This is a genomic window from Streptomyces sp. NPDC002690 (assembly GCF_053592415.1).
The window spans coordinates 1-24,478 of the sequence record NZ_JBSFVR010000087.1; the positions used below are offsets into that span (position 1 = coordinate 1).

The 24,478-nt window shown below is 69.9% G+C and carries 20 protein-coding genes and 1 riboswitch; of the genes, 15 read left to right on the forward strand and 5 right to left on the reverse strand.

Translation table 11 applies throughout. The features are described from left to right. Positions 1 to 154 precede the first annotated feature (154 nt). The 3 genes from ACWD3D_RS14025 (at position 155) to ACWD3D_RS14035 (ending at position 5,451) form a co-directional block, all read left to right on the forward strand. Complete coding sequence (locus tag ACWD3D_RS14025) at positions 155 to 1,408, forward strand: sensor histidine kinase (RefSeq protein WP_451461130.1); 1,254 nt, start codon at positions 155 to 157, stop codon at positions 1,406 to 1,408. Beyond that, complete coding sequence (locus ACWD3D_RS14030; protein ID WP_451461131.1) at positions 1,405 to 2,094, forward strand: response regulator; 690 nt, start codon at positions 1,405 to 1,407, stop codon at positions 2,092 to 2,094. The genes ACWD3D_RS14025 and ACWD3D_RS14030 overlap by 4 nt, the downstream gene beginning before the upstream one ends. A gap of 204 nt (positions 2,095 to 2,298) precedes the next feature. Then, a complete protein-coding gene (locus ACWD3D_RS14035; RefSeq protein WP_451461132.1) occupies positions 2,299 to 5,451 on the forward strand; it encodes an efflux RND transporter permease subunit in 3,153 nt (1,050 codons plus the stop codon). Between the two features lie 103 nt (positions 5,452 to 5,554). On the opposite strand, the gene nadA is transcribed toward ACWD3D_RS14035, so the two are convergent. After that, on the reverse strand, positions 5,555 to 6,751 hold the full coding sequence (gene nadA / locus ACWD3D_RS14040) for a quinolinate synthase NadA (RefSeq protein WP_327175317.1): 1,197 nt from the start codon (positions 6,749 to 6,751) through the stop codon (positions 5,555 to 5,557). A gap of 263 nt (positions 6,752 to 7,014) precedes the next feature. Between nadA and ACWD3D_RS14045 the strand changes: the two genes are divergently transcribed. Beyond that, positions 7,015 to 7,371: a HesB/IscA family protein gene (locus ACWD3D_RS14045; protein ID WP_266703501.1), complete on the forward strand. Its 357-nt coding sequence runs from the start codon at positions 7,015 to 7,017 to the stop codon at positions 7,369 to 7,371. A gap of 124 nt (positions 7,372 to 7,495) precedes the next feature. Here ACWD3D_RS14045 and ACWD3D_RS14050 read toward each other — a convergent pair whose 3' ends face one another. After that, positions 7,496 to 8,935 (reverse strand): hypothetical protein, encoded by a 1,440-nt coding sequence (locus ACWD3D_RS14050; RefSeq protein WP_451461133.1) that lies wholly within the window; start codon positions 8,933 to 8,935, stop codon positions 7,496 to 7,498. Positions 8,936 to 9,085: 150 nt separating this feature from the next. Next, a complete protein-coding gene (locus ACWD3D_RS14055) occupies positions 9,086 to 9,283 on the reverse strand; it encodes a hypothetical protein (protein ID WP_451461134.1) in 198 nt (65 codons plus the stop codon). Positions 9,284 to 9,434: 151 nt separating this feature from the next. Here ACWD3D_RS14055 and ACWD3D_RS14060 point away from each other — a divergent pair, with 151 nt between their 5' ends. After that, positions 9,435 to 10,409, forward strand: coding sequence for a carbohydrate kinase family protein (locus tag ACWD3D_RS14060; protein WP_451461135.1), 975 nt, complete (start codon positions 9,435 to 9,437; stop codon positions 10,407 to 10,409). A 57-nt stretch (positions 10,410 to 10,466) separates the two neighbouring features. Here ACWD3D_RS14060 and ACWD3D_RS14065 read toward each other — a convergent pair whose 3' ends face one another. Then, positions 10,467 to 11,879 (reverse strand): aminotransferase class V-fold PLP-dependent enzyme, encoded by a 1,413-nt coding sequence (locus tag ACWD3D_RS14065; protein WP_451461136.1) that lies wholly within the window; start codon positions 11,877 to 11,879, stop codon positions 10,467 to 10,469. A 271-nt stretch (positions 11,880 to 12,150) separates the two neighbouring features. On the opposite strand from ACWD3D_RS14065, the gene ctaC reads away from it, so the two are divergent. The 4 genes from ctaC to ACWD3D_RS14085 all read left to right on the forward strand — a co-directional run bounded on the left by ctaC (position 12,151) and on the right by ACWD3D_RS14085 (position 16,622). Beyond that, a complete protein-coding gene (gene ctaC / locus ACWD3D_RS14070) occupies positions 12,151 to 13,116 on the forward strand; it encodes an aa3-type cytochrome oxidase subunit II (RefSeq protein ID WP_328722139.1) in 966 nt (321 codons plus the stop codon). Continuing rightward, positions 13,113 to 14,849: an aa3-type cytochrome oxidase subunit I gene (ctaD, locus tag ACWD3D_RS14075; RefSeq protein WP_451461137.1), complete on the forward strand. Its 1,737-nt coding sequence runs from the start codon at positions 13,113 to 13,115 to the stop codon at positions 14,847 to 14,849. Before ctaC ends, ctaD begins: the two co-directional genes overlap by 4 nt. Further along, positions 14,846 to 15,244, forward strand: coding sequence for a cytochrome c oxidase subunit 4 (locus ACWD3D_RS14080; RefSeq protein ID WP_328722140.1), 399 nt, complete (start codon positions 14,846 to 14,848; stop codon positions 15,242 to 15,244). Before ctaD ends, ACWD3D_RS14080 begins: the two co-directional genes overlap by 4 nt. Before the next feature lie 121 nt (positions 15,245 to 15,365). Continuing rightward, positions 15,366 to 16,622 carry an Ig-like domain-containing protein gene (locus ACWD3D_RS14085; RefSeq protein WP_451461138.1) on the forward strand — a complete coding sequence of 419 codons (1,257 nt, stop codon included), beginning with the start codon at positions 15,366 to 15,368 and terminating at the stop codon, positions 16,620 to 16,622. 54 nt (positions 16,623 to 16,676) lie between these two features. Here ACWD3D_RS14085 and ACWD3D_RS14090 read toward each other — a convergent pair whose 3' ends face one another. After that, positions 16,677 to 17,087, reverse strand: coding sequence for a hypothetical protein (locus tag ACWD3D_RS14090; protein WP_451461139.1), 411 nt, complete (start codon positions 17,085 to 17,087; stop codon positions 16,677 to 16,679). A 187-nt stretch (positions 17,088 to 17,274) separates the two neighbouring features. On the opposite strand from ACWD3D_RS14090, the gene ctaE reads away from it, so the two are divergent. From ctaE to ACWD3D_RS14120, 6 genes are all read left to right on the forward strand, one after another. Then, positions 17,275 to 17,895: an aa3-type cytochrome oxidase subunit III gene (gene ctaE, locus ACWD3D_RS14095; protein WP_266703481.1), complete on the forward strand. Its 621-nt coding sequence runs from the start codon at positions 17,275 to 17,277 to the stop codon at positions 17,893 to 17,895. Between the two features lie 57 nt (positions 17,896 to 17,952). Beyond that, a complete protein-coding gene (gene qcrC, locus ACWD3D_RS14100; RefSeq protein ID WP_328722143.1) occupies positions 17,953 to 18,762 on the forward strand; it encodes a cytochrome bc1 complex diheme cytochrome c subunit in 810 nt (269 codons plus the stop codon). Further along, the gene (qcrA, locus tag ACWD3D_RS14105; RefSeq protein ID WP_451461140.1) at positions 18,759 to 19,814 is read left to right on the forward strand and encodes a cytochrome bc1 complex Rieske iron-sulfur subunit; all 1,056 of its coding nucleotides are present in this window, start codon (positions 18,759 to 18,761) and stop codon (positions 19,812 to 19,814) included. The genes qcrC and qcrA overlap by 4 nt, the downstream gene beginning before the upstream one ends. Beyond that, positions 19,811 to 21,436: a cytochrome bc1 complex cytochrome b subunit gene (gene qcrB, locus ACWD3D_RS14110; protein WP_451461141.1), complete on the forward strand. Its 1,626-nt coding sequence runs from the start codon at positions 19,811 to 19,813 to the stop codon at positions 21,434 to 21,436. The genes qcrA and qcrB overlap by 4 nt, the downstream gene beginning before the upstream one ends. A gap of 126 nt (positions 21,437 to 21,562) precedes the next feature. Further along, positions 21,563 to 22,627 (forward strand): anthranilate phosphoribosyltransferase, encoded by a 1,065-nt coding sequence (gene trpD, locus ACWD3D_RS14115; protein WP_451461142.1) that lies wholly within the window; start codon positions 21,563 to 21,565, stop codon positions 22,625 to 22,627. An 81-nt stretch (positions 22,628 to 22,708) separates the two neighbouring features. Further along, positions 22,709 to 22,826, forward strand: a riboswitch (SAM riboswitch). Positions 22,827 to 22,999: 173 nt separating this feature from the next. After that, positions 23,000 to 24,400 carry an aminotransferase class V-fold PLP-dependent enzyme gene (locus ACWD3D_RS14120; RefSeq protein WP_451461143.1) on the forward strand — a complete coding sequence of 467 codons (1,401 nt, stop codon included), beginning with the start codon at positions 23,000 to 23,002 and terminating at the stop codon, positions 24,398 to 24,400. Positions 24,401 to 24,478: the final 78 nt, after the last annotated feature.

A 24,478-nucleotide genomic window follows, 5' to 3' on the forward strand; every position in this document is an offset into this window, starting at 1 on the left:
CAGTGGACCCAGTTCGTCGCGCCCGTCACGCCGCTCGCCGGCGACGAGAACGGGAAGGTCCGGCTCGCGCACACGGGTGAGGTGCCCACGTTCCGGAGCGTGATGACCGCCGCCCCGGCCTGCCCGCTTCCCGTACGCCGTACCGTTGCCCGACGTGACCACCCTCGGAACCGGACTCGCGCGTGCCCGCCGCTGGCTGCGGGACCACCCGCTCGCCTTCGACGCGGCGCTCGCCCTCGCCGTCCTCGGGACCATGCTCGCGGCGTCCTTCGCCGGCGCCCGGCCGGGCCACCACGGGCCCTTCTCCGGCTCCCGCAGTCCCGTCGCCTCCAGCGTCGTCCTGATGCTGCTGGGCGCCGCGGCGCTGGTGCTGCGAAGGAAGCGGGCCCTCCAGGTGCTCGGCTTCACCTGCTGCCTGTCGGTCGTGGAGTTCGTGGTGGTGGACCCGCCGGGGCCGGTGGTGATGAGCGCGGTCGTGGCCCTCTACACCGTCGCCTCCCGCACCGACCGGCCCACCACCTGGCGGGTCGGTCTCGTCACCAGCGGCGCGCTCAGCGCCGCCGCGATGATCTTCGGAGCCGCCCCCTGGTACAGCCAGGTCAACCTGGGCGTCGTCGCCTGGACCGGACTCGCCGGAGCGGCCGGGGACGCCGTGCGCAGCCGCCGGGCCTTCATCGACGCGATCCAGGAACGCGCCGAACGCGCCGAACGCACCCGCGACGAGGAGGCCCGCCGCCGCGTCGCCGAGGAGCGCCTGCGCATCGCCCGCGACCTGCACGACGTGGTCGCGCACCACATCGCCCTGGTCAACGTCCAGGCCGGGGTCGCCGCCCACGTCATGGACAAGCGCCCGGACCAGGCCAAGGAGGCGCTGGCGCACGTACGGGACGCCAGCCGCTCCGCCCTCGACGAACTCCGCGCCACCGTGGGGCTGCTGCGCCAGTCCGGCGACCCCACCGCGCCCACCGAACCCGCGCCCGGCCTCGCCGTCCTCGGCGAACTGGTCGACACCTTCCGCAACGCCGGACTCCCGGTGGAGGTCGCCTGCCCCGAGCAGCCCGCCCCACTGCCCGCCGCCGTCGACCTGGCCGCCTACCGGGTCGTCCAGGAGGCCCTGACCAATGTCCGCAAGCACGCCGGAGCCGGCACGAAGGCCGAGGTCAGCGTCGTACGGGTCGGAGGGACGGCCGAGGTGACCGTCCTCGACAACGGCCGCGGCACCCCCGCGGTCCCCGCCCAGGGCGGACTCGGCGGCGGCCACGGCCTCCTCGGCATGCGCGAACGCGTCACCGCGCTCGGCGGCACCCTCACGGCGGGCCCCCGCTACGGCGGTGGCTTCCGGGTCCATGCGATCCTCCCGGTGGACGTCCGGCCGGGCGGTCCGGAACGTACGGGGGGACTCGCGTGAGCGCGATCAGGGTGCTGCTCGCCGACGACCAGGCGCTGCTGCGCAGCGCGTTCCGGGTGCTGGTCGACTCGGAACCCGACATGCGGGTCGTCGGCGAGGCCGCCGACGGTGCCCAGGCGGTGGAACTCGCCCGCGCCACCGCCCCCGACGTCGTGCTGATGGACATCCGGATGCCCGGCACCGACGGCCTCGCCGCGACCCGGCTGATCAGCGCGGACCCGGCGCTCGCGGGCGTACGGGTCGTCATGCTGACCACCTTCGAGGTGGACGAGTACGTCGTCCAGTCGCTGCGGGCCGGGGCCTCGGGCTTCCTCGGCAAGGGCGCGGAACCCGAGGAGCTCCTCCAGGCGATACGCGTCGCCGCCGCAGGCGAGGCGCTGCTCTCCCCGACCGCCACCAAGGGGCTGATCGCCACCTTCCTCGCGCAGGCCGCCTCTTCGGACGAGCTGCCCGACGCCGCCGCCCACGCCGAGCGGCTGGACGCGCTCACCGTCCGCGAGCGCGAGGTGCTCGTCCAGGTCGCCGCCGGGCACTCCAACGACGAGATCGCCGAACGCCTCGCCGTCAGCCCGCTCACCGTCAAGACCCATGTGAACCGGGCCATGGCGAAGCTGGGCGCCCGCGACCGGGCCCAACTGGTCGTCATCGCCTACGAGTCGGGCCTGGTACGCCCCCGGGGCGCGTGACGGCCGCACCCGGCGTACCGCCCAGGGTGCGGACCGGGGGGAGCCGGGAGTACTCCAACTGCGGTACACGCCGGTCGTAAAAGCACCCGGGGGAGCGACGCCGCGCCCCCGGGCATCAGGGATCGTATGGGTGGGCCGGGTGTGTCCCCTTCGACTCACGCATCCGCCCGTCACCGCGTACGCCACAGAAGAGAGACCCCACCCATGTCCTGGCTGTCAAGGTTCAGCCTCGCGCAACGGGCCCTGATCGGGCTGATCTCCGTCATCGCGCTGGTCTTCGGCGCGATAGCGATCCCGCAGCTCAAGCAGCAGCTGCTGCCGACCATCGAGCTGCCGATGGTGTCGGTCCTGGCGCCCTATCAGGGGGCCTCCCCCGACGTGGTCGAGAAGCAGGTCGTCGAACCGCTCGAAAACGCCATCAAGGCCGTCGACGGCATCGAGGGCGTCACCTCGACCGCCAGCGAGGGCAACGCCGTCGTCATGGCCAGCTTCGACTTCGGGGACGAGGGCACCAAGCAGCTCGTCGCCGACATCCAGCAGGCCGTGAACCGGGCACGCAGCCAGCTCCCCGAGGGCGTCGACCCGCAGGTCGTCGCCGGTTCCACCGACGACATCCCGGCCGTGGTCCTCGCCGTCACCTCGGACAAGGACCAGCAGGCGCTCGCCGACCAGCTGGACCACACCGTGGTGCCGGCCCTGGAGGACATCGAGGGCGTCGGCCAGGTCGCGATCAGCGGCGTCCAGGACCTGCAGGTCTCCGTCGTCCCCGACGACCGGAAGCTCGCGGCGGCCGGCCTGTCCCCGGCCTCCGTCTCCCAGGCGCTCCAGGCGGCGGGCGGCACCATGGCCGCCGGTTCCTTCGCCGAGTCCGGCAAGAGCCGCACCATCCAGGTCGGCGGCGGATTCACCTCGCTCCGGCAGATCGAGGACGTTCGGATCGTCCCCGGTGCCGCCACCGGCAAGCCCGGCAAGCCGGTCCGTCTCGGCGACGTCGCCACCGTGAAGCAGGAGGAGGCCACCCCGGTCTCCATCACCCGCACCAACGGCAAGCCGAGCCTCGCCGTGGCGGCGACGATGGACAAGGACGGCAGCGCCGTCGCCATCTCCGACGCGGTCGCCAAGATCCTCCCCGATCTGCGCAAGGACCTGGGTGCCGGCGCCGAGCTGACGGTCGTCACCGACCAGGGCCCGGCCGTCTCCGAGGCGATCTCCGGTCTGACCATCGAGGGTGCGCTCGGCCTCCTCTTCGCCGTCGTGGTGATCCTGATCTTCCTGGCGTCGATCCGCTCGACGCTCGTCACCGCGGTCTCCATCCCGCTCTCCGTGGTCCTCGCGCTCATCGTGCTGTGGACCCGGGACCTCTCGCTCAACATGCTCACCCTCGGCGCGCTGACCATCGCGATCGGCCGGGTGGTGGACGACTCGATCGTCGTCCTGGAGAACATCAAGCGGCACCTCGGCTACGGCGAGGAGCGGCAGTCCGCGATCGTCGCGGCGGTGAAGGAGGTGGCCGGAGCGGTCACCGCCTCCACCCTCACCACCGTCGCCGTCTTCCTGCCGATCGGTCTCGTCGGCGGCATGGTCGGCCAGCTCTTCGGCTCGTTCTCGCTCACCGTCACGGCGGCACTGCTGGCCTCCCTGCTGGTGTCGCTGACCGTCGTGCCGGTCCTGTCCTACTGGTTCCTGCGCGCGCCCAAGGGCACCGCCGAGAACCCGGACGAGGCCCGCCGCGAGGCCGAGGAGAAGGAGGCGGCGAGCCGGCTCCAGCGGATCTACGTCCCCGTTCTCGGCTTCGCCACCCGTCGCCGCGTCACCAGCGTGGTCATCGCGCTGGTGATCCTGCTCGGTACGTTCGGCATGGCCCCGCTCCTGAAGACCACCCTCTTCGACGAGGGCGAGCAGGAAGTCCTCTCGCTCACCCAGGAACTCGCTCCGGGCACGAGCCTGGACGCGGCCGACGAGGCCGCCCGCAAGGTCGAGAAGGTCATCACCGCCGACAAGGCCGTGAAGGACTACCAGGTCACCGTCGGCTCCTCCGGATTCCTGGCCGCCTTCGGCGGCGGCACGGGCGCCAACCAGGCCTCGTACCAGATCACGCTGAAGGACGCCGGCGACTACGACGCGGCCCAGAAGCGGATCGAGGACGGTCTCGCGAAGCTCGACGGCATCGGCCAGACCAGCATCGCGGCGGGCGGCGGCTTCGGCAGCCAGGACCTGAGCGTCGTGGTCAAGGCGGCCGACGCGGACGTGCTGAAGAAGGCGTCCGAGGCGGTGCGCGCCGAGGTGGAGAAGCTGGACGGCGTCACCGACGTCCAGAGCGACCTCGCGCAGAGCGTCCCGCGCATCTCGGTCCGCGCCAACGACAAGGCCGCCGCGGCCGGCTTCGACCAGACCACGCTGGGCGCGTTCGTCAACGGCGCGGTCGCCGGTACGAAGTCGGGCAAGGCCGTGCTCGACGACACCGAGCGCGACGTCGTCGTGAAGTCCGCGACGCCGGCCACCACCATGGCCCAGCTCGAGAACCTGAAGGTGGGCTCGCTCCGGCTCAGCCAGATCGCGGACGTCGACCTGGTCGACGGACCGGTCTCCATGACCCGGATCGACGGACAGCGCGCCGCCACCATCACGGCGCGGCCCACCGACGAGGACACCGGCGGGGTGAGCCAGGAGCTCACGAAGAAGCTGGACGCCTTGGACCTGCCCGAGGGCGCCACCGCCACCATCGGGGGCGTCAGCGCGGACCAGAGCGACGCGTACACGAAGCTCTTCCTCGCCATGCTGGCGGCCGTCGCGATCGTCTTCATGCTGCTGGTGGCGACCTTCCGTTCGCTGATCCAGCCGATGATCCTGCTGGTCTCCATCCCGTTCGCGGCCACCGGCGCGATCGGTCTGCTGCTCGTCACCGGCACCCCGATGGGCGTCCCGGCGATGATCGGCATGCTGATGCTCATCGGCATCGTGGTCACCAACGCCATCGTGCTGATCGACCTGATCAACCAGTACCGGTCCCAGGGCATGGGCGTCGTCGAGGCGGTCGTCGAGGGCGGCCGTCACCGGCTCCGCCCGATCCTGATGACCGCGCTGGCGACGATCTTCGCGCTGCTGCCCATGGCACTCGGCATCACCGGCCAGGGCGGGCTCATCTCCCAGCCGCTGGCCGTCGTCGTGATCGGCGGTCTGATCACCTCCACCCTGCTGACGCTCCTGCTGGTGCCGACGCTGTACGCCATGGTGGAGCTGGGCAAGGAGCGCCGGGCCAAGAAGAGGGCGGCCAAGCGCGCGGCGAAGGGCCAGGTCCCCGCACAGAGCGACTCCGGTACGGACGGCTCCCGCGAGGCGGCCCACTCCGGCGCCTGACCGTGTCCGCCCGGTGTCCTGCCGGTCGCGGCGATCGAAAAGGCCCGGCCCCCGCACTCGTGGAAGCGAGTGCGGGGGCCGGGCCTTAGGCGTACGCGGTGCCCTACGGCAGCGCGAGCATCCGCTCCAGCGCCAGCTTGGCGTACTTCTCCGTCTCCGGGTCGACCTCGATCCGGTTGACCAGCTTGCCCTCGGCCAGCGACTCCAGCGTCCAGACCAGGTGGGGCAGGTCGATCCGGTTCATCGTCGAGCAGAAGCAGACGGTCTTGTCGAGGAAGACGATCTCCTTGTCCTCGGCAGCGAAACGGTTCGCCAGCCGGCGCACCAGGTTCAGTTCCGTACCGATGGCCCACTTGGAGCCGGCCGGGGCCGCCTCCAGGGCCTTGATGATGTACTCCGTCGAGCCGACCTGGTCGGCCGCAGCGACGACCTCGTGCTTGCACTCCGGGTGCACCAGGACGTTGACGCCGGGGATGCGCGCGCGGACGTCCTCGACGGACTCCACCGAGAAGCGCCCGTGCACCGAGCAGTGCCCGCGCCACAGGATCATCTTCGCGTCACGCAGCTGCTGCGCCGTCAGGCCGCCGTTCGGCTTGTGCGGGTTGTAGAGGACACAGTCCTCCAGCGACATCCCCATGTCGCGGACGGCCGTGTTGCGGCCCAGGTGCTGGTCGGGGAGGAAGAGGACCTTGTCGCCCTGCTCGAAGGCCCACTCCAGCGCCCGTTCGGCGTTGGAGGAGGTGCAGATGGTGCCGCCGTGGCGCCCGGTGAACGCCTTGATGTCGGCGGAGGAGTTCATGTACGAGACGGGGACGACCCGGTCGGCCACGCCGGCCTCGGTCAGGACGTCCCAGCACTCGGCGACCTGCTCGGCGGTGGCCATGTCGGCCATCGAGCAGCCTGCCGCCAGGTCGGGAAGCACGACCTTCTGGTCGTCGCCGGTCAGGATGTCCGCGGACTCGGCCATGAAGTGCACACCGCAGAAGACGATGTACTCGGCCTCCGGGCGGGCCGCGGCGTCACGGGCCAGCTTGAAGGAGTCGCCGGTGACGTCCGCGAACTGGATGACCTCGTCGCGCTGGTAGTGGTGGCCGAGGACGAACACCTTGTCCCCGAGCTTCTCCTTGGCCGCCCGGGCGCGCTCCACGAGGTCCGGGTCGGACGGTGAGGGCAGGTCGCCGGGGCACTCCACGCCGCGCTCGCTCCTCGGGTCGGCCTCGCGGCCGAGCAGGAGCAGGGCCAGGGGCGACGGCTGAACATCGAGTTCCACAGGGGGGTGGGCCGTGGTCACGTCACGCACCCTTTCTTGTCATTGATGAGCGCGGCGGAGCCGGTCGGTGAGGCCGGTGGTCAGCGCCGGGAGTCTTTTCGTCTATTTGACGTTATCTATGATAACCGGATCGCGTCAGTTTGACGACGTCGTTACCGTCGATGTGACGCATACCCTCGCGCGCGCCGTGTGCGAGCATGAAAAAGAACAGACGGACGCGGGCACGGAATGAATCCGCGCGCGCGACGGTTGCACCGTCGGCAAGCAGTCCGTACAACCCGGGAGAGAAGCAGATGTCCGTATCGGACGAGACCACCACCGTGAGCGACGGCATCCTCCTGTCCGACGCCGCCGCAGCCAAGGTCAAGGGCCTGCTGGACCAGGAGGGCCGCGACGACCTCGCCCTGCGCGTCGCCGTACAGCCCGGCGGCTGCTCCGGCCTGCGCTACCAGCTCTTCTTCGACGAGCGCTCGCTCGACGGCGACGTCGTGAAGGACTTCGACGGCGTCAAGGTCGTCACCGACCGCATGAGCGCCCCGTACCTCGGCGGTGCCTCGATCGACTTCGTGGACACCATCGAGAAGCAGGGCTTCACGATCGACAACCCCAACGCCACCGGCTCCTGCGCCTGCGGCGACTCCTTCAGCTAAGCCCTCACCGGTTTCCTGAAGGCGCCCGGTCCACGGACCGGCCGCGGAACGAAGACGTACGACGAAGGCGGCCCCGGAAGCGGATTCCGGGGCCGCCTTCGTACGTGCGCGGTCGAAGCCGCCTTCAGCCCCGAGGGACCGTCTTGCCCGACGCCGTCTCCAGGACGGTCCGTCCGCCGAGCGGGGCGTCCAGGGTCACCGCGAGAGTCGTCTTCTCGGCGACGGCGACGCAGTCCGTGCCGGGCGGTGTCGGCCGCGGCTCGGTGATCGTGACCCTGACCTGCGTACGGCTCTCCTCGGCGCTCGCGGAGTAGGGGGCGCACACGCCGCCCCAGAACGTCACTTCCAGCGTCCGCCCGTGCTCGGTGTACGAGATCGGGTTCACCCCGCTGGCCGGCCGTGACGCCGACGGGGCCTTCAGAAACGCGGGGGCGACGGCCACCTGGGCGACCGTGGAGACCGGGCCGCCCGCTTCAGGCCGCGCGGTGAAGAGCCAGGACGGCACCAGGGCCGGCGTGTCGTCCACGAGCTGAGCCGAGAGCCCGAACACCGCCTTCTCCACCGTCATCGGCGTCGGCGGCGCGGTGCGCCCCGAGGACGGTACGCACTGGGGCCCCGCCGATTTCGCCCCGCCGTCCCCGCCGTCCCTGCCGCCCCCGCCGTCCCCGCCGTCCAGGGGGACGGCCGTCGCGCAGGCCGGCGCGGTCGCGGCCCCCTGCGCGGCGTTCAGCGACGTCAGCGCCGCACGCGCGCCCACCACCGGGTAGCCGGCGTCGTCGTCCTGTGCCTCGGGCAGCACCAGCCGGCCCGAAGCGCCGGCCACCGCGCCGTCCGGCCCCACCCGGACATCGGTGGACCAGCCGTGGGTGGGAAGCCCGTCGGCCACCGGATCGGCGCCGACCACCCGCAGCGCGCCCAGCAGCCCGCCGTCGGTGAGCGCCGCGTCCCCCAGCCCCAGGGAGTCCAGCACCGGCCGGGCCGCCGCCCTCGCCGCCCCGGGGCTCACCGGGCTCGTGCCCGAGGAGCCGTCGGCGCACACCGAGTCGGACGGGCAAGGGGAGGGGCCGCCGGTGCCGCGCAGGTACGTCCACGTCCCCGGCGCCGCCCGGGAGACCTCCAGATACGGTTCCGGCCCGCCCGCGCCCAGCCGCCAGTAGCCGCCCTGCGACGCCGGGGTGCCCGACATGCCGAACACCCGGGCCAGCCGCGTCGCGTCGGCGAGGGACACGGTGGCCGCGGTCCGGCGCACCGGTGCCGTCGCCGGGCCCTCGGGGAGCTCGCCGCCGGCGAGGTAGATCACGCCCGTGGGAGCCGGCTCACCGGGAGCGATGCCCTGTTCGGGCGGATCGGTCCGGTCGGCCGGTCCGGAGACGCTCAAGGGAGTCGGATGGGGGGAGGCGGGTGCCGCGACGGCGTTCTTCCCCCCGCCGCCGCTGTCCGCCGTGGCCGCCCACCAGACGCCGCCACCGCCGGCCAGCACCACCGCGGCCACCACCGCGCCGATCAGGGCCGGGGATCGCCGCCGGGAACCGGCCGGGCTCTCGTCCGATCGCTCGATGCTCACTGTGAGGCTCCTTCGTCGTCGCGTCCGGGGCGGACGCTCCCACCCCGTCCCCGGGAAGGGGGACGGGGCTGTGACGGGGCGGAGCGGCGATCGGTTCCCGGCGGGCAGGGCAAGCTGCCGGGGCGTCAACCACCTTCTCGGGCGCGGGAGTCAGCCGCCGTACTCCTCCGTCGCCTCGATCAGCCGGGCGGAGGCGGGCGGCACCGTGACTCCGTGAATCAGGGACGGCGCGACGGGCGGCGTGGCAGTCTTCGGCGGAACGACCCAGTGCGGTGCCATCCGCGCGCAGTCACCCCTCAGATCGGCCAGGCTCGCTTCGGTCTCGGACACGACGCTGTGTGTGGGCATATCCGCACCGTACGCACCGATCCCACCGGGTAGAAAGACCTACTATCGGGTAGTTTCTACCCATCGGTACGTGGTACGAAAACGGGTAGCGTGAGGTGTCACGCCGTCCCGGAACGCTCACGCGTCCCTCGCCCCGCAGGAGCAGCCTCCCGTGCGCATCGCAGTCACCGGCTCCATCGCCACCGACCACCTCATGACTTTCCCCGGCCGCTTCGCCGACCAGCTCGTCGCGGACCAGCTGCACACGGTCTCGCTCTCCTTCCTGGTCGACGCCCTGGACGTGCGCCGGGGCGGGGTCGCCGCCAACATCTGCTTCGGCATGGGGCAGCTCGGCACGTCCCCGGTGCTGGTGGGCGCCGCCGGGGCCGACTTCGACGAGTACCGCGCCTGGCTCGACCGGCACGGCGTGGACACCGGATCGGTCCGCATCTCCGAAGTGCTGCACACCGCGCGCTTCGTCTGCACCACGGACGCCGACCACAACCAGATCGGCTCCTTCTACACCGGCGCCATGAGCGAGGCCCGGCTGATCGAGCTGCACAGCGTCGCCGAGCGCCTCGGTGGCCTCGACCTCGTCTCCATCGGCGCCGACGACCCGGAGGCGATGCTCCGCCACACCGAGGAGTGCCGCTCCCGGGGCATCCCCTTCGCCGCGGACTTCTCCCAGCAGATCGCCCGGATGAACGGTGAAGAGATCCGGATACTGCTGGAGGGCGCCACCTACCTCTTCTCCAACGAGTACGAGAAGGGGCTCATCGAGTCCAAGACCGGGTGGACCGACGAGGAGATCCTGGCCAAGGTCGGCCACAGGGTCACCACCCTCGGGGCGCGCGGAGTGCGCATCGAGCGCGTGGGCGAGCCGGTCATCGAGGTCGGCTGCCCCGACGAGGAGACGAAGGCCGACCCGACCGGCGTCGGCGACGCCTTCCGCGCAGGCTTCCTCTCCGGCCTCGCCTGGGGCGTCGGCCTGGAGCGCGCCGCCCAGGTCGGCTGCATGCTCGCCACCCTGGTCATCGAGACCGTCGGTACGCAGGAGTACACCCTGCGCCGCTCCCGCTTCATGGACCGCTTCGCCAAGGCGTACGGCCACGAGGCCGCCGACGAGGTCCGCGCGCACCTCGCCTGAGCCCGGGGCTTTCCGTACGGTCCGGTGCCCGCCGGACCGTACGGGCCTCAGGTCTCCTCAGCTCAGCCGGCGGACCACGTACGCCGACCCCCGCACCGCCGGCTCCTCGCCCACGTACTCCTGTTCCCGCATCTCGCACCAGGCCGGGATGTCCAGCCGGGCCGCCTCGTCGTCGGCGAGCACCGTGACCGTGCCGCCCACCGGTACGTCGCCGATCACCTTGGCGAGTTCGATCACCGGGACCGGGCAGCGCCGGCCCAGCGCGTCCACCACGAGCGTGTCCGTCCCGGGTGCGTCCGCCACGGGCGAGTCGGCCGGTGCGGCGGCGGACCGGCCGGCCACCGAGACCCCGAGGCGCTCCCGGACCCCGGCGATCACTCCGGGCAGCACATCGAGGAAGCGCTCCACGTCCGAGGCGGCCGTACCCGCGGGCAGCGACAGCCGGACGTTCCCCTCCGAGAGCACCCCCATCGCCTTCAGTACATGGCTGGGCGTCAGCGTGCTGCTGGTACAGGATGAACCGGACGAAACGGAGAAACCGGCCCGGTCCAGTTCGTGCAGCAAGGTCTCCCCGTCGACGTAGAGGCAGGAGAAGGTGACGACGTGCGGCAGTCGCCGCTCCGGATCGCCCACCACCTCCACGTCCGGCACCCGGGCCGCCACTTCCGTGCGGACGCGCTCCACCAGCGTCCGCAGCCGTGCCGCCTCCGCTTCCGCCTCGGCGCGCACCGCGCGCAGCGAGGCGGCGGCGGCCACGATCGCCGGCAGGTTCTCGAAGCCGGCCGACCGGCCCGACTCCCGTTCGTCGGCGGGGCCCTGGGGTGCGAACCTCACGCCCTTGCGGACCGCCAGCAGTCCGACGCCCGCCGGGCCGCCCCACTTGTGGGCGCTCGCCGTCAGCAGTGACCAGCCGTCCGCCACCGGCCCCCACCCCAGTGACTGCGCCGCGTCCACCAGCAGAGGGACCCCCGCCTCCCGGCAGAGGGCCGCGACGGCCGCCACCGGCTGCTCGGTGCCCACTTCGTGGTTGGCGGACTGGAGGCAGGCGAGCGCGGTGTCCTCACCCAGGGCGGCGCCGAACGTCGCGGAATCCACCGCTCCGGTCCGTTCCACCGGCACCTCGGTGAAGGACCCGCCGGCGGCCTCGTGCGAGGCCGCGGCATGGAACACCGACGAGTGTTCGACGGCCGACGCGACCAGGCGACGGCCGACACGCCGACGGCCCGAAAGAGCTCCGGCAATTCCCGCGTGCACCGCGGCCGTCCCCGAAGGGGTGAAAACGAGCTCGTCCGGGCGGCAGCCGACCGCCTGGGCCGCCGCCTCGCGGGCGGCGTCCAGCAGCATCCGGGCCCGCCGTCCTTCCCGGTAGAGCCGGGCGGGATCGGCCCAGCCCTCGTCCAGGGACGCCAGTAGGGCCTGACGGGCCACGGGATGCAGGGGGGCGGAGGAGGCGGCGTCGAAGTAGGGCACCCGGCCACGCTAGCCCGCAGCCGGGCCGTCGCCGGTGGCGGCCACCCGCGAACCAGGAAAGGGAACGTCAGATGAGCCCCGGAAGCCGGGATTCCACCCCTTCGGGGTGTCGGACGGCGCGTTGGGCACCCTCCCCGCGCGACCCCAAATAGCGTCCAGTAGGGTTTGGTCCGCATAAACATCCAAACCCCTGCCCGCGACAGGGCGGCGACCGACCAGAGACATACGGGCGCGCCGACCGTAGCGGGCGAGACTCTCGGGAAGGCGCTACGTGAGTCCCAACGGCTCCGACCGCTCGTCGCGGCGCCCGATGCGGCGGAAGCTGCCGCAGGTGCTGACTGCGGGCCTGGTCCTGGCGACGGCCTCCGGTTGTTCGTACAACTGGCAGGATTTCCCTCGCCTCGGTATGCCTACCCCGGTAACGGAAGAGGCCCCTCGGATCCTCTCCCTCTGGCAGGGCTCGTGGGCGGCAGCGCTCGCCACGGGTGTCCTCGTCTGGGGGCTGATCCTTTGGAGCGCCGTCTTCCACCGGCGTAGCCGGACCAAGGTAGAGGTACCTCCGCAGACCAGGTACAACATGCCCATCGAGGCGCTGTACACAGTGGTCCCCCTCATCATCGTCTCGGTGCTCTTCTACTTCACCGCGCGCGATGAATCGAAGCTCCTCACCCTCTCCACCAAGCCCGTCCACAACATCAACGTGGTCGGCTACCAGTGGAGCTGGGCGTTCAACTACGTCGAGGACGTGGACGGCTCGCCGTCCACCACCAAGACGCCCGAGGAGCTCTCCTCGATCCCCGACCGCTACCTCGCGGACTTCCCGAAGGGCGCCGGCGGCGTCTACGACGCGGGAATCCCGGGCACGCGCAATCCCCAGACCGGCAACCCGGGTCCGACCCTGTGGCTGCCGAAGGGGGAGAAGGTCCGCTTCATCCTCACTTCGCGTGACGTCATCCACTCCTTCTGGGTGGTGCCGTTCCTCATGAAGCAGGACGTCATCCCGGGCCACACCAACGCGTTCGAGGTGACTCCGAACAAGGAGGGCACCTTCATGGGCAAGTGCGCCGAGCTCTGCGGAGTCGACCACTCCCGGATGCTCTTCAACGTCAAGGTGGTCTCTCCCGAGCGTTACCAGCAGCACCTCAAGGAGCTGGCGGAGAAGGGGCAGACGGGCTACGTGCCGTCAGGCATCGAGCAGACTGACCCCGCCAGGAATGCGGAGACCAACAAACTGTGAGCATCCTCAACGAACCTCAGGGTGCCTCGGCAGCAGACGACTCGTACGAGGATGAGCTGCCGGTACGGCGCAAGCAGCCGGGAAACGTCGTCATCAAGTGGCTGACCACCACTGACCACAAGACGATCGGCACGCTCTACCTGGTCACGTCGTTCGCGTTCTTCTGCATCGGTGGACTGATGGCGCTCTTCATGCGCGCCGAGCTGGCCCGTCCGGGTACGCAGATCATGTCGAACGAGCAGTTCAACCAGGCGTTCACGATGCACGGCACGATCATGCTGCTGATGTTCGCGACGCCGCTGTTCGCCGGTTTCACCAACTGGATCATGCCGCTGCAGATCGGCGCGCCCGACGTGGCGTTCCCGCGGCTGAACATGTTCGCGTACTGGCTGTACCTCTTCGGTTCGCTCATCGCGGTGGGAGGCTTCCTCACCCCGCAGGGCGCCGCCGACTTCGGCTGGTTCGCCTACTCCCCGCTGTCGGACGCCGTCCGTTCGCCGGGTGTCGGTGCCGACATGTGGATCATGGGTCTGGCCTTCTCCGGCTTCGGCACGATCCTCGGCGCGGTCAACTTCATCACCACGATCATCTGCATGCGCGCGCCCGGCATGACGATGTTCCGGATGCCGATCTTCGTGTGGAACGTCCTGCTGACGGCCGTCCTGGTCCTGCTGGCCTTCCCGGTTCTCGCCGCCGCGCTCTTCGCATTGGAAGCGGATCGAAAATTCGGGGCCCACGTATTCGACGCGGCCAATGGCGGCGCATTGCTGTGGCAGCACCTCTTCTGGTTCTTCGGACACCCAGAGGTGTACATCATCGCGCTGCCATTCTTCGGAATCATTTCCGAAGTGATCCCCGTATTCAGCCGCAAGCCGCTCTTCGGCTACATCGGCCTGATCGCGGCCACCATCGCCATCGCGGGTCTCTCCGTGACGGTGTGGGCGCACCACATGTACGTGACGGGCGGCGTGCTCCTGCCGTTCTTCTCCTTCATGACGTTCCTCATCGCGGTCCCGACCGGTGTGAAGTTCTTCAACTGGCTCGGCACGATGTGGAAGGGCTCGTTGTCCTTCGAGACGCCGATGCTCTGGTCGATCGGCTTCCTGATCACCTTCCTCTTCGGTGGTCTGACCGGTGTCCTGCTGGCCTCGCCGCCGCTGGACTTCCACGTCTCGGACTCGTACTTCGTCGTCGCGCACTTCCACTACGTCGTCTTCGGCACCGTGGTGTTCGCGATGTTCGCCGGATTCCACTTCTGGTGGCCGAAGTTCACCGGCAAGATGCTGGACGAGCGGCTCGGCAAGATCACGTTCTGGACGCTGTTCGTGGGCTTCCACGGCACGTTCCTGGTGCAGCACTGGCTCGGTGCCGAGGGCATGCCGCGTCGCTACGCGGACTACCTCGCGGCCGACGGCTTCACCGCGCTGAACACGATCTCGACGATCTCCTCGTTCCTGCTCGGCCTGTCGATCCTGCCGTTCTTCTACAACGTGTGGAAGACCGCCAAGTACGGCAAGAAGGTCGAGGTCGACGACCCGTGGGGCTACGGCCGTTCGCTGGAGTGGGCCACTTCCTGCCCGCCCCCGCGCCACAACTTCATCACCCTGCCGCGGATTCGTTCCGAATCCCCGGCGTTCGACCTGCACCACCCGGAGATCGCCGCGCTGGAGCAGCTCGGTCACCACTCCGAGGCCGACAAGGTCCTCGCCGGTGGTAAGGAGGCAGGCAAGTGAAGATCCAGGGCAAGCTGTTCATCTGGCTGAGCGTCTTCATCCTGATCATGGCCGTCACGTACGGCGTGTGGTCGAAGGAGCCGGTCGGCACCACCGCCCTCGTCCTGGCCTTCGGGCTGTCCATGATGATCGGCTTCTACTTGGCCTTCACGGCCAACAGGGTCGACCAGATGGCCCAGGACAACAAGGAAGCCGATGTGGCCGACGAGGCCGGCGACGTGGGGTTCTTCTCCCCGCACAGCTGGCAGCCGCTCTCGCTGGCGATCGGTGGCGCACTGCTCTTCATGAGCATCGCCTTCGGCTGGTGGCTGGCGTACTTCTCGGCCCCGATGCTGGCCATCGGCCTCTTCGGCTGGGTCTTCGAGTACTACCGCGGTGAGAACCGCACCCAGTGACACCGCGTTACCCGTAACACCTCGCGAGGGGCCCGGACTGCTCGGCTGGAGCGTCCGGGCCCCTCGCTCGTTTGCAGTCGTAGAACGCGCTGGATCGGATGAATCTTCTTAGCGTGGGTTCATGAACGACACGCCGCGCACCCGCTCCGTAGTGAGTTGCACCCTGCTGGTCGTCACCCTGGCCGCCGGTGCGACCGCCTGTGGAGAACCCGACGGTCACCCGCTCTCGGCCAAGCCGTTCGACGCGGCGGACCAGGTCTCCTTCAACGGCCATGCCCCGCAAGGGAAGGCCGATCCCGACAAGCCCCTGGAAGTCACCGTCAAGGGTGACGAGGGACGCATCACCGATGTGACGGCCGCGGACAGCACCGGCCGCCGGCTGGCCGGCGAGCTCGCCGCCGACGGGAAACGCTGGCACTCCACCGCCCCGCTCGCCGCCGGCGCGCGGTACGAGGTGCGGGTCACCACCGAAGACGAGGACGGGGCCCCCGGCCGCCGTACGCTCTCCTTCGAGACCACCTCCCCGAAGAAGCTCCTGAACGTCTCCTTCGGCCCGCAGGCGGGCACGTACGGGGTCGGACAGCCCATCACGGCGGAACTCAGCGCTCCGGTCACCGACAAGGCGGCCAGGGCCACCGTCGAACGCTCCCTCAAGGTCCGTTCCACCCCGGCGGTGACCGGCTCCTGGTACTGGGTCGACGACAAGATCCTGCACTACCGGCCCCAGGAGTACTGGCCCGCCGGGGCTTCCGTGGAAGTGAGCAGCAACTTCAAGGGCATCAAGGTGACCAACGCCCTGCACGGTGCCGAGGTCAAGCCGCTCCGGCTCACCATCGGCGACCGGATCGAGGCCATCACCGACGCCGCCGAGCACGAGATGACCGTGCTCCGCAACGGAGAAGTGATCAACACCATTCCGGTCACCACCGGCAAGCCCGGCTTCTCCACCCGCAACGGCATCAAGGTCGTGCTCGGGAAAGAGGCGTTCGTCCGGATGCGCGGGGAGACCGTCGGCATCTCGACCGACTCCTCGGAGTCCTACGACCTGCCGGTCTACTGGGCCACCCGGGTGACGTGGAGCGGCGAGTACGTGCACGCCGCGCCGTGGTCCGTCGGGTCCCAGGGCAGCGCCAACGTCAGCCACGGGTGCACCGGGATGAGCACGGACAACGCCGAATGGTTCTTCGACACCGTCCGTGAGGGCGACGTCGTCAAGGTCGTCGGCAGCGAGGGGGAGACCATGACCCCCTTCGACAACGGGTTCGGGGACTGGAACGTCTCCTGGGAGGCGTGGCAGAAGGGCAGCGCCCTGCGGAACACCACGCCCGCGGCCGGAACCCACACGGTCGAGGCGGCGCGTTTGCGTCCCCAGGTCTGACCCGGGGTGCGCCGCCTCCCGGGACGACCGCTCGAAAGGGCTGTGCGGGCGGTGTCAGGACGCCCCGGCCGCCACCTGGAGCCGTGTACGCACCAGGGCGGCCAGGGCGTCCGCGAACTCGACCGGGTCCACCGGAAGGGTCACCGCGGCGTCCGCGCGGCTCCAGGTGGCCAGCCAGGCGTCCTGCGGGCGGCCGATCAGCAGCAGCACGGGCGGGCAGTGGAACACCTCGTCCTTGATCTGTCGGCACACGCCCATGCCGCCCACCGGCGCGGTCTCGCCGTCCAGCACGCAGACGTCGACGCCTCCGGCGTCGAGCGCCGACAGCACCGCGGGCAGCGTCGCGCACTCCAGGAACCGCACCTCGGGGACGTCGGCCGCGGGCCGTCGTCCGGTGGCGAGCTTCACCTGCTCGCGGACGTTGGCGTCGTCGCTGTAGACCAGGACCGTGGCGGTCGCCTGCATTGTTCCTCCGTGACAGCTGTGTCGTCGGGGCTCTCGGGGCATGAACCGATGCGCGGATCGTACTCCCGCGGACAGCCCGTCAGCACCGCTAATGACGTCGATTCACTGGGCCGTTCGGGGAGGACACACCCCTCTGACACACCGAACGGCACCCCCGGGAGTGAGGGCGGGATAAGCGACCGACATAATGTCGGTCGTGGCGACAGCAACGACAGTAGAAACCGGGCACGCGCACCCGTCGGTCAATCGGCCGAACCTCACCAGCGTCGGAACCATCATCTGGCTGAGTTCCGAGCTGATGTTCTTCGCGGCCCTCTTCGCGATGTACTTCACCCTGCGATCGGTGATGGGACCGGATCACTGGAAGGAGATGGCCGACCATCTGAACTTCCCGTTCTCCGCGACGAACACCACGATCCTGGTGCTTTCCTCTCTCACCTGCCAGCTCGGCGTCTTCGCCGCGGAGCGGGGCGACGTGAAGAAGCTCCGGACGTGGTTCATCATCACGTTCGTCATGGGTGCGATCTTCATCGGCGGCCAGGTCGTGGAGTACACCGAGCTGGTCAAGACGGACGGGCTCTCCCTGTCCTCGGACCCGTACGGCTCGGTGTTCTACCTGACCACCGGCTTCCACGGCATGCACGTGACAGGCGGTCTCATCGCCTTCCTGCTGGTTCTCGGCAGAACATACGCAGCCAAGAGGTTCACCCACGAACAGGCGACCGCAGCCATCGTCGTGTCCTACTACTGGCACTTCGTCGATGTCGTGTGGATCGGCCTCTTCGCGACGATCTACATGATCAAGTAACCGGGCGCTCGCACCCACCCATCATCGACGCAGAAGATCCTGACACCGGGGTAATCCGTGAAAAAGCTCTCCGCACGACGACGCCATCCACTGGCGGCCGTCGTCGTACTACTCCTCGCGCTGGCGGCTACCGGGGGGCTGTACGCCGCGTTTGCGCCTGCGGGCAAGGCGCAGGCAGACGAATCCGTCCAGTCCCTCCCCATTGAGGAGGGCAAGAAGCTCTACACCGTCGGCTGCGCCAGCTGCCACGGAACCAGTGGTCAGGGCACGTCCGACGGGCCTTCGCTGGTCGGCGTCGGCTCCGCCGCCGTCGACTTCCAGGTCGGCACCGGCCGGATGCCCGCGCAGCAGCCGGGTGCCCAGATTCCGGCGAAGAAGGTCATCTACTCGCAGGGCGAGATCGACCAGCTCGCGGCGTACGTCGCTTCGCTCGGCGCCGGCCCGATCACGCCGACCGAGAAGCAGGTCAGCCCCGACGGGGCGGACATCGCCAAGGGTGGTGACCTGTTCCGCACCAACTGCGCCCAGTGTCACAACTTCACGGGCGAGGGCGGCGCGCTGACGGACGGCAAGTACGCCCCGAGCCTGGAAGGCGCGAGCCCGAAGCACATCTACGAGGCCATGCAGACCGGCCCGCAGAACATGCCCTCCTTCCCCGACACGACGATGCCCGAGCAGCAGAAGCAGGACATCATCGCGTACATCAAGACCGTGAACGGTGACAACAGCGAGAGCCCGGGCGGCCTGTCGCTCGGTGGCCTCGGACCGGTCAGCGAAGGCCTGTTCGCCTGGATCTTCGGTCTGGGCCTCCTGATCGCCGTCGCCGTCTGGGTCGCGGCCCACACCGCTAAGGCCAAGAAGTCATGAGTAGCCAAGAAGAGAATCCAGAGAAGAGCCTGCTCGCCGAGCAGGACACCGCGCACGGCGCGGTAGTGGTCGCGGACGATCCGTTCGCGAACCCGGGGCTGCCGGCCCACAAGCCGCGCATCCAGGACATCGACGAACGTGCCGCGGACCGCTCCGAGAGGGTCGTCGCGTACCTGTTCATCCTGTCCATGCTGGCGACGGTGGCGTTCATCGCCTCCTACGTCATCTTCCCGGTCGACAAGATCGTCTACATCTGGCCGTTCGGTCATGTGAGCGCGCTGAACTTCTCCCTGGGTCTCACCCTGGGCGTGGCGCTCTTCGCCATCGGCGCGGGTGCCGTCCACTGGGCGCGCACCCTGATGTCCGACGTCGAGGTCCCGGCCGAGCGTCACGCGATCGAGGCCACGCCCGAGGTCAAGGCGCAGGTCCTCGCGGACTTCAAGGCCGGTGCCGAGGAGTCCGTGATCGGCCGTCGCAAGCTGATCCGCACCACGATGTTCGGCGCGCTGGCCCTGGTGCCGCTCGCCGGTGTGGTGCTGCTGCGCGACCTCGGTCCGCTGCCGGAGAAGAAGCTCCGCTCCACCCTGTGGGCCAAGGGCAAGAAGCTCATCAACATGAACACGATGGAGCCTCTTCGTCCCGAGGACATCGCGGTCGGTTCGCTGACCTTCGCCATGCCCGAGGGCCTGGAGGAGGACGCCGAGGACTTCCAGGCGCAGATCGCCAAGGCCGCCCTGATGATCATCCGCATCGAGCCGGACGACATCAAGGACAAGCGCGAGCGCGAGTGGGCGCACGAGGGCATCGTCGCCTTCTCCAAGATCTGCACCCACGTCGGTTGCCCGATCAGCCTGTACGAGCAGCAGACGCACCACGTCCTCTGCCCGTGCCACCAGTCCACCTTCGACCTCTCCGACGGCGCCCGCGTCATCTTCGGTCCGGCCGGGCACGCGCTTCCGCAGCTGCGGATCGGCGTGAGCAGCGAGGGTGACCTCGAAGCTCTCGGTGACTTCGAAGAGCCCGTCGGTCCTGCCTTCTGGGAGCGCGGATGAGTACTACGACGGAAACCACGCGCAAGGCGCCCGCGGGCGAGCGGGTCGCCGACTGGGCGGACGGCCGGCTGGGCATCTACGGCCTGGCCAAGGCCAACATGCGCAAGATCTTCCCGGACCACTGGTCCTTCATGCTGGGCGAGGTCTGCCTCTACAGCTTCATCATCATCATCCTCACGGGTGTGTATCTGACGCTGTTCTTCCACCCGAGCATGAACGAGGTCGTGTACCACGGCCCGTACGAGCCCATGCAGGGCATCCGCATGTCCGAGGCGTACGCCTCGACGCTGAACATCAGCTTCGACGTCCGCGGTGGTCTGCTCGTGCGGCAGATCCACCACTGGGCCGCGCTGATCTTCCTGGCCGGCATGTTCGTGCACATGATGCGCGTGTTCTTCACGGGCGCGTTCCGCAAGCCGCGTGAGATCAACTGGCTCTTCGGGTTCCTGCTGTTCGTCCTGGGCATGTTCACCGGCTTCACCGGTTACTCGCTCCCGGACGACCTGCTCTCCGGTACGGGTGTCCGCTTCATGCAGGGCGCGATCCTGTCCGTGCCGATCGTCGGCACGTACCTCGCGTACTTCCTGTTCGGCGGGAACTTCCCCGGCGGCGACTTCGTGGCCCGGTTCTACTCGGTCCACATCCTGCTGCTCCCCGGCATCATGATGGGCCTGCTGGTGGGCCACCTGATCCTGGTCTTCTACCACAAGCACACGCAGTTCGCGGGCCCCGGCCGCACGAACAAGAACGTCGTGGGCATGCCGCTGCTGCCGGTCTACATGGCCAAGGCCGGAGGGTTCTTCTTCCTGGTCTTCGGTGTCATCTCGGTCGTCGCCGCCATCGCCTCGATCAACCCGATCTGGGCCATCGGCCCGTACCGGCCGGACCAGGTGTCCACCGGTGCGCAGCCCGACTGGTACATGGGCTTCTCCGAAGGCCTGATCCGAGTCATGCCCGGCTGGGAGATCAACCTCTGGGGTCACACGCTCGTCCTGGGCGTGTTCATCCCGCTGGTCATCTTCCCGCTGGTACTGGCCGCGATCGCGGTGTACCCGTTCATCGAGTCCTGGGTCACCGGCGACAAGCGCGAGCACCACATCCTGGACCGGCCGCGCAACACGCCGACCCGGACCGCCTTCGGTGTCGCCTGGATCAGCTGGTACTTCGTCCTGCTCGTCGGTGGCGGCAACGACCTCTGGGCCACGCACTTCCACCTGTCGATCAACGCGATCACCTGGTTCGTGCGTGTCGGCTTCTTCGTGGTGCCGGTCCTGGTGTTCATCGCCACCAAGCGGATCTGCCTCGGCCTCCAGCGCCGCGACAAGGAGAAGGTGCTGCACGGACGCGAGTCCGGGCTCATCAAGCGCCTGCCGCACGGTGAGTTCGTGGAGATCCACGAGCCGCTCGCCCAGGGCGCGCTGCACACCCTCACCGCGCACGAGCAGTACCAGCCGCTCGAGATCGGCCCGACGGTCGACGAGAACGGTGTCGAGCGCAAGGTCTCGGCCCTCACGAAGCTGCGCGCCAAGCTCAGCAAGGGCTACTACGGCGAGCACAACCAGATCGCCAAGCCCACCGCCGAGGAGTACAAGGAGATCACCAGCGGCCACGGTCACCACTGATCGCCTGAACTGATCGCCACAGCCGAGAGCCCCGTCCATTCGCCGGACGGGGCTCTTCGCCGTTCCCGGGCCCCGATAGGGTGGAGCGGCACCCCCCTTTCCGGCTGTGGATTCTTGGAGCGGACCATGAACGTGGCGACCCCGAACGGCGGCGACAGCGCGGCGGACCGTTCCTGGTCCGGCGTACTGACGCCCCTGCTGCGCGGCGAGGACCTCGGTGCGGACGACACCGCCTGGGCCATGGACCGGATCATGAGCGGGGACGCCACCGACGCGCAGATCGCGGGCTTCGCCATCGCGCTGCGCGCCAAGGGCGAGACGGTCGCCGAGGTGAGCGGCCTGGTACGCGCGATGTACGAGCACGCCCGCACCATCGAGGTGCCCGGCCCCTCGGTCGACATCGTCGGCACCGGCGGCGACCTCGCGAAGACGGTCAACATCTCCACGATGTCCGCGATCGTGATCGCCGGCACGGGGGCCAAGGTCGTCAAGCACGGCAACCGGTCCGCCTCCTCGGCCAGCGGCGCCTCCGACGTCCTGGAGAAGCTCGGCGTCAACCTGGAGCTGACCCCGCAGCGGGTCGCCGAGGTGGCCGCCGAGGCGGGCATCACCTTCTGCTTCGCGGTGAGGTTCCACCCGGCCCTGCGGTACGCGGCCAAGGCCCGCAAGGAGCTGGGCACCCAGACCACCTTCAACATCCTCGGCCCGCTCACCAATCCGGCCCACGTCCGCGCCCAGGCCGTGGGGGTCGCCGACCTGAGGATGGCGCCCATCGTGGCCGGCGTCCTCGCCGAGCGCGGCAACTCCGCGCTCGTCTTCCGCGGCGACGACGGGCTCGACGAGCTGACCACCACCGCGACCTCCCGGGTCTGGGTGGTCCGGGACGGCGAGGTGCGCGAGCAGGCGTTCGACCCGCGCCACGTCGGGCTGGAGCTGGTTCCGGTGGAGGCGCTGCGCGGCGCCGACCCCTCGTACAACGCGGACGTCGCCCGCCGGGTGCTGGACGGCGAGAAGGGCGCGGTGCGCGAGGCCGTGCTGCTGAACACGGCGGCGGCGCTGGTGGCGCTCGACCCGGGCGAGGGCACCCTCACCGAGCAGATCGGCGCCAAGATCGCCGTCGCCGCCGAGTCCATCGACTCCGGGTCGGCGCACCGTGCGCTGGAGCGCTGGGTGGCGGCCAGCAACGCCTGACGCGCACGAGCTCAAAGGGGCGCGGTCCGCGATGCGGACCGCGCCCTTGCGTTCACCGGCACCTGTGGCAAGATGCTGGCAGGTCATGAGTGACAGCGACTACGGCCCCGGCCCGCTGTCCGGCAACCCTCCGTCCGTGGCGGGGTGCCCCGGGTGAAGACCAGGCCGTAGGCAGCGAGGTCTGCGGCAAGCGCGGGCCCCTCGGCATCCTTGAATGCCAACCCCCGGGGTCCTGGTCCCTAGGGAGCCTCTTGTGAGCAAGCGAATGCGATAGGGCGCAACGCCCTTCTCCGCACCCCTTCATCTCTTCGCACCGTGCTGCCGCGTACCCGCCGGCACGGTGAATTCGCCTGCACGATCCGGGAGTTCGTCATGTCCGTGTCTTCTGCTGCCCTCAACACCTCCGACTCTTCCGCCGACTTCGACGCGGACGTCGCCCCGCTGCCGGTTCTCGGCAAGGACGTCACCGTCCCGCTCGTCACCGGCGGCGAGGTCACCTACGCGGCACTCGACTACGCGGCCAGCGCCCCTGCCCTCCAGCGGGTCTGGGACGACGTGGCGGCCTACGCGCCGTACTACGGCAGCGTCCACCGCGGCGCCGGCTACCTCTCGCAGCTCTCCACCGACCTCTTCGAGAACAGCCGCGCCACCGTCGCCGAGTTCCTCGGCTGCCGCCCCGGCGACCAGGTGATCTTCACCCGCTCGACCACCGACTCCCTCAACCTGCTCGCGGCCGTGATCCCGGCCGGCTGCGAGGTGTTCGTGTTCGAGACCGAGCACCACGCCTCGCTGCTGCCCTGGCGGGACGCCCGGGTCACCTACCTCAACGCGCCGCGCACCCCGCGGCAGGCCGTCGAGACCCTGGAGCGCGCACTCGCCGACCGTGACCCCTACGGCCCGGCCCTCGTCTGCGTCACCGGCGCCTCCAACGTCACCGGCGAGCTGTGGCCGGTCAAGGAGTTGGCCGCCGCCGCCCACGCGCACGGTGCCCGCATCGTGCTGGACGCCGCCCAGCTCGCCCCGCACCACCCGGTGGACATCGCCGCGCTCGACGTCGACTGGGTCGCCTTCTCCGGTCACAAGCTCTACGCCCCCTTCGGCTCCGGCGTCCTCGCCGGCCGCGCCGACTGGCTCCAGGACTCCGAGCCCTACCTGGCCGGCGGCGGCGCCTCGAAGAAGGTCGCCCGGCGCACCGACGGCGGCGTGGACGTGGAGTGGCACACCACCTCCGCCCGCCACGAGGCCGGTTCGCCCAACGTCATCGGCGTCTACTCCATCGCCTCCGCCTGCAAGGCCCTGACCGAGGCCGGTTTCGACAAGCTGGTCGCCCGCGAGCAGCGGCTCGTCGCCCGGGTCCGGGCGGGCCTCGCCGAGGTGCCGCAGGTCAAGGTGCTCTCGCTCTTCGGCGACGACGCCCCGCGCGTCGGCGTCATCTCCTTCGTGGTGGAGGGCTGGAACAGCTCCCACTTCGCCGCCGCGCTCTCCGCCGAGTACGGCATCGGCGTCCGCGACGGCCTGTTCTGCGCCCACCCGCTGGTCCGCACCCTGCTCGGCAGCGACCCGCAGGACCCGGGCGAGTGCGGTGCGCCGGAGGCCGAGCCGGGCGAGCGCTCCCTGAACGCCATCCGCGTCAGCTTCGGCGCCGGTACGCCGGACGAGCACGTGGACCGCTTCGTGCGCGCGGTCGGCGAGCTGGTGAGCGAGGGTGCCCAGTGGAAGTACCGCACCGAGGGCGGCCGTTGCGTCCCGGACCGGGGTACCGCGCAGATCTGACGGCGACGCCGGTAACACTTCGGCCGGGGACGGGCAGCGGCCCCGGCCCGGCCGAAGCGCGTCCCGTGGCCCCTCCGT